At 64.0% G+C, this 13,363-nt stretch carries 17 protein-coding genes; 8 read left to right on the forward strand and 9 right to left on the reverse strand.

Annotated elements, in window-relative coordinates; genetic code table 11:
* Nucleotides 1-38 precede the first annotated feature (38 nt).
* Nucleotides 39-437 (reverse strand): RidA family protein, encoded by a 399-nt coding sequence (locus AB4Y94_RS00245; protein ID WP_441723616.1) that lies wholly within the window; start codon nt 435-437, stop codon nt 39-41.
* Nucleotides 438-576: 139 nt separating this feature from the next.
* Nucleotides 577-1,782, reverse strand: coding sequence for an epoxide hydrolase family protein (locus AB4Y94_RS00250; RefSeq protein ID WP_441723618.1), 1,206 nt, complete (start codon nt 1,780-1,782; stop codon nt 577-579).
* A 361-nt stretch (nt 1,783-2,143) separates the two neighbouring features.
* Between AB4Y94_RS00250 and AB4Y94_RS00255 the strand changes: the two genes are divergently transcribed.
* Complete coding sequence (locus AB4Y94_RS00255) at nt 2,144-2,575, forward strand: ester cyclase (protein ID WP_441723620.1); 432 nt, start codon at nt 2,144-2,146, stop codon at nt 2,573-2,575.
* 14 nt (nt 2,576-2,589) lie between these two features.
* Here the strand turns inward: AB4Y94_RS00255 and AB4Y94_RS00260 are convergent, their stop codons facing one another.
* The 4 genes from AB4Y94_RS00260 to AB4Y94_RS00275 all read right to left on the reverse strand — a co-directional run bounded on the left by AB4Y94_RS00260 (nt 2,590) and on the right by AB4Y94_RS00275 (nt 5,559).
* Nucleotides 2,590-3,261, reverse strand: coding sequence for a VOC family protein (locus AB4Y94_RS00260; RefSeq protein WP_441723622.1), 672 nt, complete (start codon nt 3,259-3,261; stop codon nt 2,590-2,592).
* Between the two features lie 216 nt (nt 3,262-3,477).
* Nucleotides 3,478-4,044 (reverse strand): GrpB family protein, encoded by a 567-nt coding sequence (locus AB4Y94_RS00265; protein WP_441723624.1) that lies wholly within the window; start codon nt 4,042-4,044, stop codon nt 3,478-3,480.
* The gene (locus tag AB4Y94_RS00270) at nt 4,041-4,442 is read right to left on the reverse strand and encodes a hypothetical protein (RefSeq protein WP_441723626.1); all 402 of its coding nucleotides are present in this window, start codon (nt 4,440-4,442) and stop codon (nt 4,041-4,043) included. The genes AB4Y94_RS00265 and AB4Y94_RS00270 overlap by 4 nt, the downstream gene beginning before the upstream one ends.
* Before the next feature lie 241 nt (nt 4,443-4,683).
* Nucleotides 4,684-5,559 carry a helix-turn-helix transcriptional regulator gene (locus AB4Y94_RS00275; RefSeq protein WP_441723628.1) on the reverse strand — a complete coding sequence of 292 codons (876 nt, stop codon included), beginning with the start codon at nt 5,557-5,559 and terminating at the stop codon, nt 4,684-4,686.
* Nucleotides 5,560-5,690: 131 nt separating this feature from the next.
* On the opposite strand from AB4Y94_RS00275, the gene AB4Y94_RS00280 reads away from it, so the two are divergent.
* From AB4Y94_RS00280 to AB4Y94_RS00295, 4 genes are all read left to right on the forward strand, one after another.
* On the forward strand, nt 5,691-6,710 hold the full coding sequence (locus tag AB4Y94_RS00280; RefSeq protein ID WP_441723630.1) for a zinc-dependent alcohol dehydrogenase family protein: 1,020 nt from the start codon (nt 5,691-5,693) through the stop codon (nt 6,708-6,710).
* 149 nt (nt 6,711-6,859) lie between these two features.
* Entirely contained in the window at nt 6,860-8,059 is a 1,200-nt protein-coding gene (locus AB4Y94_RS00285) for an MFS transporter (protein WP_441723631.1), read from the forward strand.
* A gap of 202 nt (nt 8,060-8,261) precedes the next feature.
* Nucleotides 8,262-8,594, forward strand: coding sequence for a carboxymuconolactone decarboxylase family protein (locus AB4Y94_RS00290; RefSeq protein ID WP_441723633.1), 333 nt, complete (start codon nt 8,262-8,264; stop codon nt 8,592-8,594).
* A 9-nt stretch (nt 8,595-8,603) separates the two neighbouring features.
* Nucleotides 8,604-9,002 (forward strand): (R)-mandelonitrile lyase, encoded by a 399-nt coding sequence (locus tag AB4Y94_RS00295; protein ID WP_441723635.1) that lies wholly within the window; start codon nt 8,604-8,606, stop codon nt 9,000-9,002.
* A gap of 88 nt (nt 9,003-9,090) precedes the next feature.
* On the opposite strand, the gene AB4Y94_RS00300 is transcribed toward AB4Y94_RS00295, so the two are convergent.
* Nucleotides 9,091-10,215, reverse strand: coding sequence for an epoxide hydrolase family protein (locus AB4Y94_RS00300; RefSeq protein WP_441723637.1), 1,125 nt, complete (start codon nt 10,213-10,215; stop codon nt 9,091-9,093).
* A 45-nt stretch (nt 10,216-10,260) separates the two neighbouring features.
* Nucleotides 10,261-10,626 carry an META domain-containing protein gene (locus tag AB4Y94_RS00305; RefSeq protein WP_441723639.1) on the reverse strand — a complete coding sequence of 122 codons (366 nt, stop codon included), beginning with the start codon at nt 10,624-10,626 and terminating at the stop codon, nt 10,261-10,263.
* 252 nt (nt 10,627-10,878) lie between these two features.
* Here AB4Y94_RS00305 and AB4Y94_RS00310 point away from each other — a divergent pair, with 252 nt between their 5' ends.
* Both AB4Y94_RS00310 and AB4Y94_RS00315 read left to right on the forward strand, forming a co-directional pair.
* Complete coding sequence (locus AB4Y94_RS00310; RefSeq protein WP_441723641.1) at nt 10,879-11,316, forward strand: VOC family protein; 438 nt, start codon at nt 10,879-10,881, stop codon at nt 11,314-11,316.
* An 88-nt stretch (nt 11,317-11,404) separates the two neighbouring features.
* On the forward strand, nt 11,405-11,701 hold the full coding sequence (locus AB4Y94_RS00315) for a DUF2277 domain-containing protein (RefSeq protein ID WP_441723643.1): 297 nt from the start codon (nt 11,405-11,407) through the stop codon (nt 11,699-11,701).
* Between the two features lie 50 nt (nt 11,702-11,751).
* Here the strand turns inward: AB4Y94_RS00315 and AB4Y94_RS00320 are convergent, their stop codons facing one another.
* Nucleotides 11,752-12,312: a dihydrofolate reductase family protein gene (locus tag AB4Y94_RS00320; protein ID WP_441723645.1), complete on the reverse strand. Its 561-nt coding sequence runs from the start codon at nt 12,310-12,312 to the stop codon at nt 11,752-11,754.
* 93 nt (nt 12,313-12,405) lie between these two features.
* Here AB4Y94_RS00320 and AB4Y94_RS00325 point away from each other — a divergent pair, with 93 nt between their 5' ends.
* Complete coding sequence (locus AB4Y94_RS00325; RefSeq protein WP_441723647.1) at nt 12,406-12,837, forward strand: VOC family protein; 432 nt, start codon at nt 12,406-12,408, stop codon at nt 12,835-12,837.
* Nucleotides 12,838-13,363 lie beyond the last annotated feature (526 nt).

The raw sequence follows: 13,363 nt of genomic DNA on the forward strand, positions 1-13,363 counted from the left end.
ACTGGTTGCCTGGCATTCGGCGACGGGCGTCCGCGGACTCACCGAAGAACGGCGGCGACGGCGCTGATCTCCACCAGCGCGCCTGGGACGCCCAACCCAGCGACTCGAGCCCCGGTCACCAAGCCAGGTTCCTCCGAAGCCAGTCGAGTCGCGATCGCTCCATAGGCTGCCGCAAGGTCTACCCCGTCGACAAACAGCACCGTCCACTGCACAACGTCGGCGACAGTCGCACCGGCCGCAGCCAGCGCAGTCGTGACATTCTCCAACGCGCAAGTGGACTGTGCCGCGACGTCGCCCTCGCCGACGAGGGAACCGTCGGCCGCGACTGAGTTCTGACCGCCGACGTAGATCGTGGTTGCGCCGGCCGGCACAATGGCCACATGGCTGAAGGCCGGGCTGTGGACAAGCCCCTCGGGGCGAATGCGTTCAATAGTCATGGCGAGATGATGGCATGGATTACCGCACCCGTGCTCGCCTTAATGGTGCCGACAGTTCGGGGAGCTGTTGAACCAAGCCACGTGTAGCTCATACGGCGCTTGGATCGATCCTCCAGTGGCATCGGAGCCGCCTCTTCGCTCAGCTGGCGGAGAAGCGCAGCGGCCGGAATGAGTCGCGGACCTCGTCGCAGTACGCCTCCGGCTGCTCCCACGCCGCGAAGTGGCCGCCCTTCGATAGCCGGTTGTAGTGGATGAGATTCGGATAGGCCTTCTCCGCCCAGCTCCGCGGCGCGGAGTAGATCTCCTCAGGGAACACGCTCACCGCCACCGGCAGGGTGACGCCCTTCGGCGCGAAGAAGGGCAGCTTGCTCTCCCAGTACAACCGCGCGGATGAGACTGCGGTCTTAGTCAGCCAATAAAGGGTGATGTTGTCGAGGATGTCCGTCTTCGACAGTCCCTCTTGCGCGCCGTCGAACACCCGCACGATCAGTTCGAGGTTAGCGGCGTCGTGATCGAGCATCCACGCCGCGAGACCGATGGGGGAGTCCTCGAGGCCGTAGAGGGTCTGGGGGCGGTTCGCCATCTCGCCGGCGTAGCCGAGCCCGTGCTGGTAGAAGTTCGCAAGCTGATCCCAGGCCCGCTGCTCGTCGGGCGTGAATGCGTGGGGCGCGGGCTCGCCGTACTGCAGCGCGTGTGCCACGTCATCCGGGATCGTCGCCGGCATATTCGTGTGGATGCCCAGGAGTCCCGCCGGCTTCAGCAGCGCAAGTTGCTCGGTGACCGCGTTGCCCCAGTCTCCACCCTGGGCAACATAGTGGTCGTAGCCGAGCCGGGACATCAGCTCAGCCCAGGCGCGGGCGATCCGGATCGGATCCCAGCCGGTCTCCGTCGGCGTCCCCGAGAAGCCGTGGCCAGGCAGCGAGGGGATCACAAGGTCGAACGCATCCGCCCCATCCGCCCCGTGCGACATGGGATCGGTGAGCGGTTCGATGATCTTGAGCTGTTCGATGATCGATCCGGGCCAGCCATGCGTGACGACCATCGGCACGGCGCCCTCGTGCAACGACCGCACGTGGAGGAAGTGGATGTCGACGCCGTCGATCTCTGTGATGAACTGAGGCAGGGTGTTCAGCCGCGCTTCGATGACCCGCCAGTCGTGGCCCTGCCAGTCGCGCGCCAGCTGCTGGATCGTGGTCAGCGGCACGCCTTGCGAGCGGTCGCCGACGACTTCCTCGCTTGGCCAGCGGGTCTGGGCGATGCGGCGGCGAAGGTCGTCCAGGTCGGCGTCGGGGATGTCGACGTGGAACGGGCGGATGTCCGTTCGGGCTTCCAGAATGGGGCTCACTGCAGCCTCCCAATGGGAATGGAGGAAACGACTCTGATTCCGCGACGAATCCGGAGTCGGGGGATTATGAGGTGACTGATCGCGTTCGGCGGCGATGAGTGTCGGTGCTGAAACGGGCACCCTTCGTCCGAAGGCGACGGCCACGTTACTCCCGTGCCGCGCTCCCGGACAAGGCCAAGCGAAGAGGGAAAATCACCCGGTCGCTTGCGGCCCGTCGCGGACGTACGTGGCTTCTGACGCACATCGTTGACGAACCCGCACCGGGCCCCTTGTCCGGCGAGGACGTAGCGGCCAAGCTTGATGTGGCGCGAGTCTGGCTTCCGATCCCGGTCGCTGCTCGTGTGCTGTCCAAGGAGGAGCCATGCAAAACGCAGATGAACTCCGTCAGGCGTACGTACGTCTTATCGCCGCCGTCGAAGCGAACGATCCCGAGGCCTTGGGCGGAATCGTCAGCCCGGACATTGTGGACCACAGCGCCTTCCCCGACCAGCCCCCCGGGCTTGAGGGCATAGCGCTCTGGATGCGGGGGATGCACGCAAGCCTCTCGGGGCTCAGCGGAGTGGTAGAGGACACCGTAGTAGAAGGGGATCAAGTCGCCGGCCGGATCACGTGGGGTGGGACCCATGTCGGACCCTTTCTGGGCTTGCCGGCGACCGGCAAACCAGTCAGCTTCAGCTCCATGCACCTGCTCCGCTTCCAGGACGGGCTGGCCACCGACTGGTGGGGCGTGCCCGATCTCTATGGTGCGCTCACACAGCTGGGCGCCAAGTTAGAGCCGCCGCAGCCCGAATAGGCAGCACGCAGGTGTCAGTCGTACGTGTCGGTCCAGGACGCGATGTCCACGCCGTGGTTGTCGGGCGACGCGAGCGACCACCAGTCGGGGGCGTGCGAATCATCGGCAAGTCTCCCTCCGGCGGCGAGCGCGGCGTCCACTCGTGCCCGCGCCTGGTCGGCTGGCACGAAGACGTCGAAGTGCGTCCGGCCTCTCGCCGGAGAGTCGCCGGTGATCGGGTTGAAGGCGAGCTGCGGCCCGCAGCGCATCGGATCGACGGCATCCGTGTCGCCGAACGCCTCGTAGCCTAGAGCGGCGGCGAAGAACGGTCGCACGTCGGACTGGGAATGCTGGGCGACGTAGATGCCGATCAATTGCGCGAGCGACGGGTCGGCGGTCAGCAGCAGTTCGGCGGCTGCCTGGGACACGGCGGCCGCAAAATCCGCGGCGGCTGCGGGGATGCCCTCGGGGTCGCGGTACGGGATGCGCACGACAACTCCCTCGGGACGCACGTCGATGTCGGGCAGAATGCCGAATCGCTCGGCCGCCGCGACGATGGGGGCGGTGAGGTCTGCCGCGTGGGAGAGTGAGGTCGCGGTGAAGACGGTCTGCGGGCCTGTCCCTGTGACACGCCAGTCGGAGACGCCCGGCGCCCGGTGGAACTCGGCCGCGGAGATCCATTCCAGCCCGCTCGTCGACTCTCCCATGGGAACTCCTTCACAAGCTGTCAGAGTCCCTCTCCACTGTCGAGCGGAACCTCGCGCGGAGTCCACGGTACTCGGAGGTCGCGGCGAGCCGCCAGTGTGACCTGACACTGCGAATGCCCCCAAAAGCATCGGGCACAGGTCGGTCGCCGCTCTCGTCACGTACAGCGCTTTCCAGAGAGTGACTACAGGGTCGTGCTTCGGGAGTCTCCAGCACCGTCACGACACGCTTGCCGCTCTCGCTCGCGCTTTGATCGCGAGGATGACGTCGGTCTCAGCATCCGCGTAGGAATTCATGTCGTTCCATCGGCTACGGAGCAACGACCTCTTGGTGCTCTCGTAGAGAGCGCGATCGTCGGTGTTGGAGCGCAACCAGTCTCGGAGCAGCAGGTACTCGAGCACCGCAGGATCGCCCTGCTCATAGACATGCACGTGAACGTCGCGGGTCGGCGTGCGCACGAGACGGTGCCCTGGCTCGCGGGCGCGCAATTCGTATCCGGCGACCAGCAGCGGGTCGAGGTAGTCCTCTTCAGCGGTGATGTCCTCAACGGTGACCACGATGTCGATAATCGGTTTCGCTGCCAGCCCTGGGACGGAGCTGGAACCGATGTGCTCGACGCCAACGTTCGCTGCCCCGAGAGCGTTCAGGATCCGGCGTCGGTGATCCAGGTAGAGGCCGACCCACCGCTCGTCATAGCTGTGGAGCTCGAGCTCGAGTGGTTCGGTGCCGCCCACCAGCTCTACCGCCGTTGCGTCCGGCCGGCGCGCACTGCTGCTCTTCCTCACTTGAACATCCTCGCATCGGCAGCCACCCGGCCGACGAACAGCGGTGTTCCATCAGGAGACAGGTAGTGGACGCGTCTCGCGGAGCACTCCGATCGGGGCGCGGGGCGGGTCGCGGCCTGGGCGTCCTCTTCCTGCTGAGAAACGCGCTCGACGATCCAGGAAGCCAACGTTGCTGTGACCACACCCAGAAGTGCGATGCCACCGAGCATGAGTCCGCCGGCGATGAGCCGGCCAGCATCCGTAACCGGCGAGAAGGCTTGAGGAGCGGACCGTTCGCTATCGAGTACAGCCAGCGCCGCCACGAAAACGAGCAGTCCGGATGCTCCGGCGACATACACGACGACCCGCCCACGGAAGGCGACGCCGGCGGTTCGTTGAAGAACGCTGAGCAAGGTCACTAATCGCAACAGACGTAACGGCCTAAGGAGTGGAAGCGCCACAACCAGTAGGTCAAGGATGTGGGAACGAAACCAACGCCATCGCGGTTTAGCCAAAACCAGATTGACTACGTAGTCGAGGAGAAATATTCTGCTGCAACTACCGCGCAGCGGGCCGCCCCGTCCGGCACCCGAACCTGGATCAAGACCGATCACATCAAGGTTGCGCTGCGGGTGCTCATGTTTGCTGGCGTCTGACTCGTCAATCGCTCACGATCGCGGCGACGCCAGTGGCGGCCCAGGAAGCGAGCAGGTGGAGCCGTTCGGCGCTGGCGGAGCCTGGTTCGGCGCTGTAGATCATCAGAACGAAGCCTGGGTCGGCGGTGATGGCAAGTTCTTCGTAGGCGAGGGTGAGTTCCCCGACCACTGGATGGTTGAATCGTTTCGTGCCAGAGCCGTGGGTGCGTACGTCGTGGGCCCCCCAGAGTTGCCGGAACGTGTCGCTCCGGGTGGAGAGCTCCCCTACGAGGTCGTGCAGGCCTTTGTCGTTGGGGTCGCGGCCGGCTTCGGTGCGCATGATTGCCACACACATCTCGGAGAAGAGGTCCCAGTCCGGGTAGAAGTCCCGGGATGCGGGGTCGAGGAACTGGAATCGGGCGAGGTTCGGGGTGCGACCGCCGTCGCCGATGAGGGGCGAGTAAAAGGCGCGACCCAACTCGTTCGTCGCCAAGAGGTCCTGGTGTTGGTCTCGCACGAACGCGACGCCCTCGGTGATTGTGTTGAGGGCCCATTGGAGACTCGGGCGGCCGACCGAATTCCTGCTGGCACGGCGGCGCGGCCGCCCGGAGAGCGGGATTCCGTCAGCGGCGCGGGCCAGGTCGAAGAGATGTGTCCGCTCCGTATCGTCGAGTTGCAGTGCACGGGCGATGGCGTCGAGCACGGATGAGGATGCTCCCGCGATGGCACCCCGCTCGAGCTTCGCGTAATACTCCACGCTGACGCCGGCGAGCGTTGCTACTTCGGTGCGGCGTAGCCCCGCAACGCGTCTATTCGGCCCGGCCGGCAGCCCCGCCCGCTCTGGGGTGACCTTCGCGCGCCGCGACATAAGGAACTCGCGCACTTCGGATTGATTGTCCATGCCGACGAGGCTACGTCCTCGAGACGCCAGTAGGGGTCCTCTGCCGGTACACCCCTTTACAGAGGCTCCCTCGCGTGAAGCAGGACGCGTTTACTGGTTGACGACTCGCAAGCAACAAAAGGAGCATCCACATGCGTGGTGTCATCATGTACGCGCCCGGCGACGTCCGGGTAGAAGAGCGCGAGGAGCCGACCATACTCCAGCCGTCGGACGCGATCATCCGCCTCACAGCGACCTGCATCTGCGGGTCAGACCTGTGGCCGTATCGCGGCATAGAACCGGTTGACCACACGCCGATGGGCCACGAATACGTCGGCATCGTCGAGGAGGTCGGCGACGAGGTCAAGACGGTGAAAGTTGGCGACTTCGTTGTCGGTTCGTTCGTAGCCTCCGACAACATCTGTGAAATCTGTCAGGCGGGCTACCAGTCACGTTGTGTGCACAACGTCATGATGGGGTCCATCGGCACGCAGGCCGAACTGGCCCGTATCCCACTCGCTGACGGCACGCTCGTACCAACCCCGGGCGTGCCCGACCCCGAGCTCATTCCGTCACTCCTGGCCGCATCCGACGTGCTCGGCACGGGCTGGTTCGCCGCCGTGGCCGCTGAGGCCGGGCCAGGGAAGACGGTCGTCGTGGTCGGAGACGGGGCAGTAGGCCTGTCCGCCATCCTCGCTGCCGAGCAGCTCGGAGCGGAACGGATCATCGCGATGTCACGGCACGCCGACCGTCAGGCACTGGCTCGGGAGTTTGGCGCCACTGACATCGTGGAAGAACGCGGCGAGGCCGGTGCGGCCAAGATCAAAGAACTGACGGACGGTCTCGGCGCGCACTCGGTGGTGGAAGCCGTCGGCACTCAAGAGTCGATTGAACAGGCCATCAAAGCCACACGTCCCGGAGGGCATCTGGGCTACGTCGGTGTCACGTACGACGTCGAGTTGAACGGGCTCGAGTTGTTCTTCAGCGGCATCCATCTGCACGGTGGACCCGCTCCCGTCCGTCGATTCCTACCCGATCTGATCCGGCTCATCTGGGACCGGAAAATCAACCCCGGCAAGGTGTTCGACCTTTCGCTCCCGCTCGAGGATGCCGCCGAGGGGTACAAGGCGATGGACGAGCGACGGGCCACCAAAGTCCTTCTCACCTTCTAGGACCCCGGCACCGCGAACTGTGCCACCTCACCAGCGGTCCGTGCACGCGCACATACGTGAGCACGAGCCGAGCACCACCCGCACGCCCAATCGCTTTTCACGTTCATAGGAACGGGCGATCGAGCACGCCGTCCCCGACAAGGAGCCCCTTGGATACCATCACACTCGCACCCTCTGCGGTCGCCGCGGGAAAATCACAACGGCTACCGGTCGTCACACTGTTCGTCTTTGCACTGATCGGCTTTGTCCTCGTCGCTATGGAGACCATGCCGGCCGGCCTGTTGCCGGTCATCGCGATCGGGATGGGAACCAGCGAAGGCACGGTCGGGCTTTTCGTCAGCGCATACGCCCTCGGCACTGTACTCGTCACCATCCCTGCAATCACCCTGACCAGAGGGATGCGCAGGAAGGCGCTGCTGCTCGCCGCCGTTCTAGGACTCATGCTGGCCAACAGTGTCACAACGATCTCCAATGACGTGATCCTGTCACTCGTCTCACGCTTCGTCGCCGGCGCGTTTTCCGGAATCATCTGGGGAATGCTCGCCGCCTACGGTCGCAAGATCAGCCCTCCCCGACAGGGCGGCCTGGCGTTGGCGATCGTGTCAACAGGCGCGCCCGTCGGGTTCGCACTCGGCACGCCTCTCGGCACGTGGCTCGGGAGCGCGTTCGACTGGCGATGGGCTTTCGCCGGGCTCACAGCGGTGGTGCTCGTCGCGGGGACGCTGGTCGCGTTGATCGCCCCGGACGCGCAGGGGCAGCCCGGCAATTCCCGACTTCCCGTGGTGCGGGTGCTCCGAATCCCAGGGATAGCGGTGATCCTCGCCGTGATATTCACGTGGATGCTCGCCCACAACACCACCTACACCTATATCACCGCGTATCTACGGGCGACCAGCAGCACCCTGACCGTCGACCTCCAACTCTTCATCTTCGGAATCGCCTCGATCGCGGGAATCGTGCTCACGGGGGCTCTCCTCGACCGCCACCCCCGCCTCCTGCTCCACGGAAGCGTCATAGTCTTCATTTCGGCTGCAGTCATGCTCCTTGCCGGCCACAACTCGACTCCCGCAATCGTCGTTGCCACAGTGCTGTGGGGGATCACCTTCGGCGGAGCATCCGCGCAGGTCCAAGCAGCCCTCACAAGCGCCGGCGGTGACAACTCGGATGTTGCGAACTCTTTCCTGCCCGTCGCTTTCAATGTCGCGATCTTCGTTGCGGGTATCCTCGGCGCCGCGCTTCTGACACATTTTGACGGTCTCGTGATGCCTATCGTCATGATCGTCTTTGGACTTATCGCACTACTGCTGACGATATACGGGCGTCGCACCGCATTCCGTATCCAGATCTGATGCGAACGCTGCCGACTGATGCCCTGGTCGCTCTCGCGGCTACGCCCTCACCCTGTAGACAGCCGGTGCCGATGCTGTCAACACTCGGAGGCAGGCGAACGCACGCTCTTCGAGCAGGTAGCCACTCACCGGCATCTCTCCGTCTGGCTTCGCTCACGGCCAAGACCCACACTGTTAGCGCACCACAAAAGAAAGGATCATGATGACTGACCAACTCAAGCAGGTCGGAGGCGGCCGCAAGATGTTCGACGATTTCGCTCCAAAACTCGCCGAGCTCACTGACGACGTGCTCTTCGCCGACATCTGGAACCGGCCGGAACTCTCCGCCCGCGACCGCAGCCTCATCACCGTCGCCGTGCTCACCGCCGGCGGAAACACGGACCAGTTGGGTTTCCACCTCGGCCGCGCCGTCGAGAACGGTGTCACACAGGAAGAACTCATCGAGGCCATCACCCACGTGACCCTGTACGCGGGGTGGCCCAGGGGTATGGCCGCAATGAGCGTCGCCAAGCACGTCTTCACCGAGAACAAGTAAGGAAACAACATGAACATCGAACCGGCCATCCCCACCTCAAAGAACCCGCCCGAACAGTTCGCCGGCGACGTCTGGCTGGACCCCATCGCGCTGCCTCACGAGTCCGACCAGGCAATGGTCGTGGCGACCGTGCGCTTCGCACCCGGAGCCCGCACGGCCTGGCACTCCCACGAGCACGGTCAGTACCTTCGCGTGACACAGGGCGTCGGCCGCTTCGGAAGCCGCGACGGCACAATCATCGAAGTCCACCCCGGCCAGACTCTCTACACTCCGCCCGGCGAAGAACACTGGCACGCTGCCGCCCCCGGCGTCTTCATGGAACACATCGCGATGCTTCAGAACGGCGACGACCCCACCAAGACCACTATTTGGGCGGAGCACATCACCGACGACGAATACAACGGCTAGTAAGTTGCGGCCGCGCGACGGCTGGACACAGCAAGCAGGCGGGTGCTGTTGCGGTGCTGTCGCGGTCGCTGTCGCGTGATTGTTCTCGCTACCGCAGCGATCGTAAGAAATCCCTTACGTCGACAGCGAGCAAGTCCGGCTCTTCGTGCGGTGCGAAGTGACCGCCACGGGGCATTTTCGAATACTTCGCCACCTTGTACGTTCTCTCGGCCCAGCTGCGGGGTGGCTGCGTCAGATCATGTGGAAAGACTGCGACCGCAGTCGGCACGTCGACGCGCCGAACGCGGCTCGTCAAACCGGATGCATACTCCCAGTAGGGCCGGAACGACGTCGAAATCGAATTCGTGAACCAGTACAGGGAAGCCTGCGTCAGCAGGAAATCGTCGCTGAATCGCGCAGACAGATCTCCGTCGCAGTCACTCCACGCCCGGTACTTCTCAATCATCCATGCGAGGAGGCCAGCCGGAGAGTCAGAAAGTGCCGGTGCGAGGCTGAGTGGACGGGTCTGCTGTTCGTGCTGGTAACCGCCCTCCCCGCTAATCCAGGTTTGCACGGAATCCAGGTACGCCTGCTCTTCGCTCGTGAGGGACGCAGAGTCGACGTCGGAAGGGGCGGCCACTGCGAGAAGGTGGATCCCGACCACCGACTCCGGGTGGGACTCCGCAAGGCGCGACGTTATGCCGGCGCCGAGGTCGCCGCCGTGAGCGGCGTAGCGCTCGAAGCCGAGTTCTTCGAACATCAGCAGGTGCCAAATCTCGTGAACCTGTTCGACGTGGGTTGGACGTTGCGGTGAGAACGGGAACCCGGGCAATGCCGGCACGATGACGGTGAACGAGTCCGCAGCATCTCCGCCGTACGTGGACGGGTTCGCAAGGCGTCGGGCAAGGTCGACGAGTTCGAGCGACGTACTCGGCCATCCGTTCGTCAGAACGATCGGAAGCGCCTCGGGACTCTCCGCCTCGAATCTCAGATAGCTCAAGGGAGTACCCGAGATCGTTGCGCTGTGCCACGGCAGTTCATTGATGTGGCCCTGCTGAGCCTCCCAATCGAAGCCGTCTACCCAGTAGGAGACCAGACGGCGCAGCTCGACGTGGTCAGTACCCGCAGTCCATCCAGTCACAGGCCACGCGGGTGACCACCGAGTTCGCCGGAGCCGGTCGCGAAGGTCAATGACGTCTTCATGAGGCACATCGAGCAAGAATTCAGAGTTCATCCCGGAATCCTCCTCGCCCAGACAGTTGGTGAGTCCCTCGGGCAGCTAGCGCTCGTCGAGACTGCCGATTTTCTCACCATCGGTGCGGAAGACAATAAGGGTGTTGCCGTCAACCTTGGCTGTGGAGGCGAGGTTGAGCCAGGGGGTGACCCCTTCACAAGCTTGCAGGATGGAGGCGAACGGGCCGAACGTGAAAGTGTCGCCGGAGATTGTGCCCTTGCCCTCGAGCGGGTTGCACCCGTCGGTTCCGGAGAACGTCCCGTCGGCCTCTATCTTCAGCGAAGGCTTCCCTGCGGCGTCCTCACCCCAGGTTCCCGTGAACTGTGAACCCGAGGTCGAGCATCCGGTCAGAGCAATCGTCGCCAAGGCGACCGTAACGGCGAGGGCGATTCTGGCTATCCTAACGGCCATGACTCGAGCCTAGCGGCAGGCCGTTATCGAAGGAAAGAGACCCCGCGTCGTCGACCGCTGCACGGCGTGGAGTTCGCCGACGAGCGTGATGATCAGAGACGTGTGCTGCGTCGTACCGGGAGCGAAGACTCGCGCCGTGGGAGTGCTTCCGGCTTCGTAACAGAGGCTGACCGGCGCGCTCACATTGCCGAGGTCCGCTAGGAGCTCCAGCCCCACTGGAGCTAGTCGTCCTGGCTTGGTAGCGTGCAACGCATGGCCATCAAACTGGAGAACGTCGGCATCGCCGTTCGCGACCTCGAAGCAGCAATCGCCTTTTTCACCGACCTCGGCCTCACGGTCGTCGGCCGGGACACGGTCAGTGGCGAGTGGACCGACACTGCCGTCGGCCTTGATGGCAACCACGCCAAGATTGCGATGCTTCAAACACCAGACGGTCACGGTCGCCTCGAGCTCTTCGAATACATCAGCCCCGAAGCGATCGAATCGAACCCCACGCGTCCCAACGAGATCGGCATGCACCGCGTCGCGTTCTCAGTGGACAACATCGACGAAGCCCTGGAGATCGCCGCGAGGCACGACTGCCGTCCGCTTCGCGGCGTGGCGACATACCACGATGTCTACAAACTCGCGTACGTTCGCGGTCCCAGCGGCATCATCGTGATGCTCGCCGAGGAGCTGAAGAAGAACTGACGGCCGAATCGGCGAATCCTCAACGGGACCTCCGACGGGCGCCAGATCAACCTTTCGGATTTCTTTCCGGCAAGCTATCGTCGGCAGCATGTGCCGCAACATCCGCTGCCTCCACAACTTCTCGCCACCGACCACAGAAGACGAGGTTCGGGAGGCCGCCCTCCAGTTCGTCCGCAAGGTCAGCGGGTCGACTCACCCCTCTCGTGCGAACACTGTGGCGTTCGATCGTGCGATCGACGAGATCGCTCAGGCGACCCGGCGGATGTTGAACGAGCTGGTGACGAACGCGCCGCCCAAGAGCCGCGAGGCCGAGGCGATCAAAGGCAGGCAGCGACACGAGAAGCGCATGGAACGCGAGGTCCAGATACGCACGGCGTCGGCGTGACAGCCACTGCCCAAGAGCAAGCGGATGCCCCACTTCCCCAGGTCACACCGTTACTTGCTGGGCCGGTATCGCAGCGCGGTCACCCCTGACCGGAACTCATGTCGATCCACGAGCTCTAGTCGGATGCGCTCGCGGAGACCAGCGAGCAAGGTCGGCCCGTGTCCGGCAATGACCGGCTGCACAACGAACACGTATTCGTCGATCAGTCCCAGGTCTGCCAACGCCAGGGGGAGCGTTACCCCACCGACGAACAGGCCCTCGCCTGGCTCCTGCTTGAGCCGTTCGACCGCTTGCCGCAAGTCGCCTCGCAGCAGCTCTGCGTTCCAGTCGACCCCGCTCAGCGTGCCCGACACGACGTGCTTTTTCGCCCCATCGATGGCCTCGGCGAACGGGATCTGCAATTCATCCATCCACTCAGGCCACGTACCCGTGGCCGGCTTCCGCCACGCCGACTCCATCATCTCGTAGGTCACCCGGCCGAAGAGCAGGGCATCGGCTCGCTCCATCTCAGCGGCCCAGTAACGCATCGACTCCTCGTCGGGGGGAAGCCCTGCCTCGTGATGGCAGCAGCCGTCGAGCGTGACGTTGATGGAGTATCGAAGTGGTCTCATCTCGTTCTCTCCCTTGATGCGCGCGTTTTCACTGGACCGTACTCAAACTACCGTCGGCGCCATCGTGTCGGTCCTCTGCGGCAGACTGGGCCCGTGAACGAATCAGGCAAGGAAGCCGTGCGAGGTGATCCGTTGCTGCGTGCCGTCGACGCCGTGATGTTCTCTGTCCCCGACCTGGACAGCGGTATCGCCTTCTATCGTGACCAACTCGGTCACCAGCTGCTCTGGCGGAATGACCAAGTGGGGCAAGCCGGCCTTGCCTGTCTGGAGCCGGGTACTGAGATCGTGCTCTCCACACAGCTACCGAGTGAAATCAACTGGCTGGTTCATGACGCGGTCGCTGCCAGCGAAACCATTCGAGCCGCGGGCGGTATGATCATCGCGCCGCCACGCGAGATACCAGTCGGCCACGTTGCGGTCACCCAAGATCCATTCGGAAACAGACTCGTCCTCGTCGATCTGAGTAGGGGCCACTACCGTGCGGACGACACCGGCACAGTAATCGGAACGACAGCGCTCACCTGACGATTGCAAGGTTGGTCGCCCCATGCGCGTCATATCGCCTTGGCCTCACTCTAAGCCTCCCATCCTTTGACTCCGCGGGCTAGACAAAATGATGTCCGCGAGGCGACCCGCTTTCAGACTCTGACCCTTCCATGTCGGCCGCACTTGATACGTTGACCGTGATGCTCCGAGGAGGAGGCGCTTGCCGGCCCGGGCGCGCACCGCGGGGTGCGCACTTGGGCAGGGTTCCTAGCCGAGAAAAGCGCGGATGCGCCAACAGCAACTGCAACCGTTAAGAACCGGCGCACGTGAGGTGTGGAACGCTATCTGGACCCCGCGCGCTCGTGGCCATTCGATGCTGTCGGTGAACAGGCCGCCACCGTCGAGGGCGATCACAACGTGGTTGCCGGCGATCGCGCCCGCGCCGTCTCGTGTGCGCTAAGCCTGCCCCGGACATCCGCCACTTCGCACCAGAAAAGCAGCACGCTTGCAACCAACCCCACAGCAGTTGCAGAAAGACCGCTGTTCTCGACCTCCACTACGGGAC

The sequence above is a fragment of the Glaciibacter sp. 2TAF33 genome (genome assembly GCF_052114945.1).
In the GTDB taxonomy this organism is placed as follows: Bacteria; Actinomycetota; Actinomycetes; order Actinomycetales; family Microbacteriaceae; genus Cryobacterium.

What these genes read in the sequence shown, in the direction of transcription:
- AB4Y94_RS00245 (WP_441723616.1), bottom strand. Translation starts at nt 437, where the DNA reads ATGACTATTGAACGCATTCGCCCCGAGGGGCTTGTCCACAGCCCGGCC.
- AB4Y94_RS00255 (WP_441723620.1), top strand. Translation starts at nt 2,144, where the DNA reads ATGCAAAACGCAGATGAACTCCGTCAGGCGTACGTACGTCTTATCGCC.
- AB4Y94_RS00260 (WP_441723622.1), bottom strand. Translation starts at nt 3,261, where the DNA reads ATGGGAGAGTCGACGAGCGGGCTGGAATGGATCTCCGCGGCCGAGTTC.
- AB4Y94_RS00275 (WP_441723628.1), bottom strand. Translation starts at nt 5,559, where the DNA reads ATGGACAATCAATCCGAAGTGCGCGAGTTCCTTATGTCGCGGCGCGCG.
- AB4Y94_RS00280 (WP_441723630.1), top strand. Translation starts at nt 5,691, where the DNA reads ATGCGTGGTGTCATCATGTACGCGCCCGGCGACGTCCGGGTAGAAGAG.
- AB4Y94_RS00290 (WP_441723633.1), top strand. Translation starts at nt 8,262, where the DNA reads ATGACTGACCAACTCAAGCAGGTCGGAGGCGGCCGCAAGATGTTCGAC.
- AB4Y94_RS00295 (WP_441723635.1), top strand. Translation starts at nt 8,604, where the DNA reads ATGAACATCGAACCGGCCATCCCCACCTCAAAGAACCCGCCCGAACAG.
- AB4Y94_RS00300 (WP_441723637.1), bottom strand. Translation starts at nt 10,215, where the DNA reads ATGAACTCTGAATTCTTGCTCGATGTGCCTCATGAAGACGTCATTGAC.
- AB4Y94_RS00305 (WP_441723639.1), bottom strand. Translation starts at nt 10,626, where the DNA reads ATGGCCGTTAGGATAGCCAGAATCGCCCTCGCCGTTACGGTCGCCTTG.
- AB4Y94_RS00310 (WP_441723641.1), top strand. Translation starts at nt 10,879, where the DNA reads ATGGCCATCAAACTGGAGAACGTCGGCATCGCCGTTCGCGACCTCGAA.
- AB4Y94_RS00315 (WP_441723643.1), top strand. Translation starts at nt 11,405, where the DNA reads ATGTGCCGCAACATCCGCTGCCTCCACAACTTCTCGCCACCGACCACA.
- AB4Y94_RS00320 (WP_441723645.1), bottom strand. Translation starts at nt 12,312, where the DNA reads ATGAGACCACTTCGATACTCCATCAACGTCACGCTCGACGGCTGCTGC.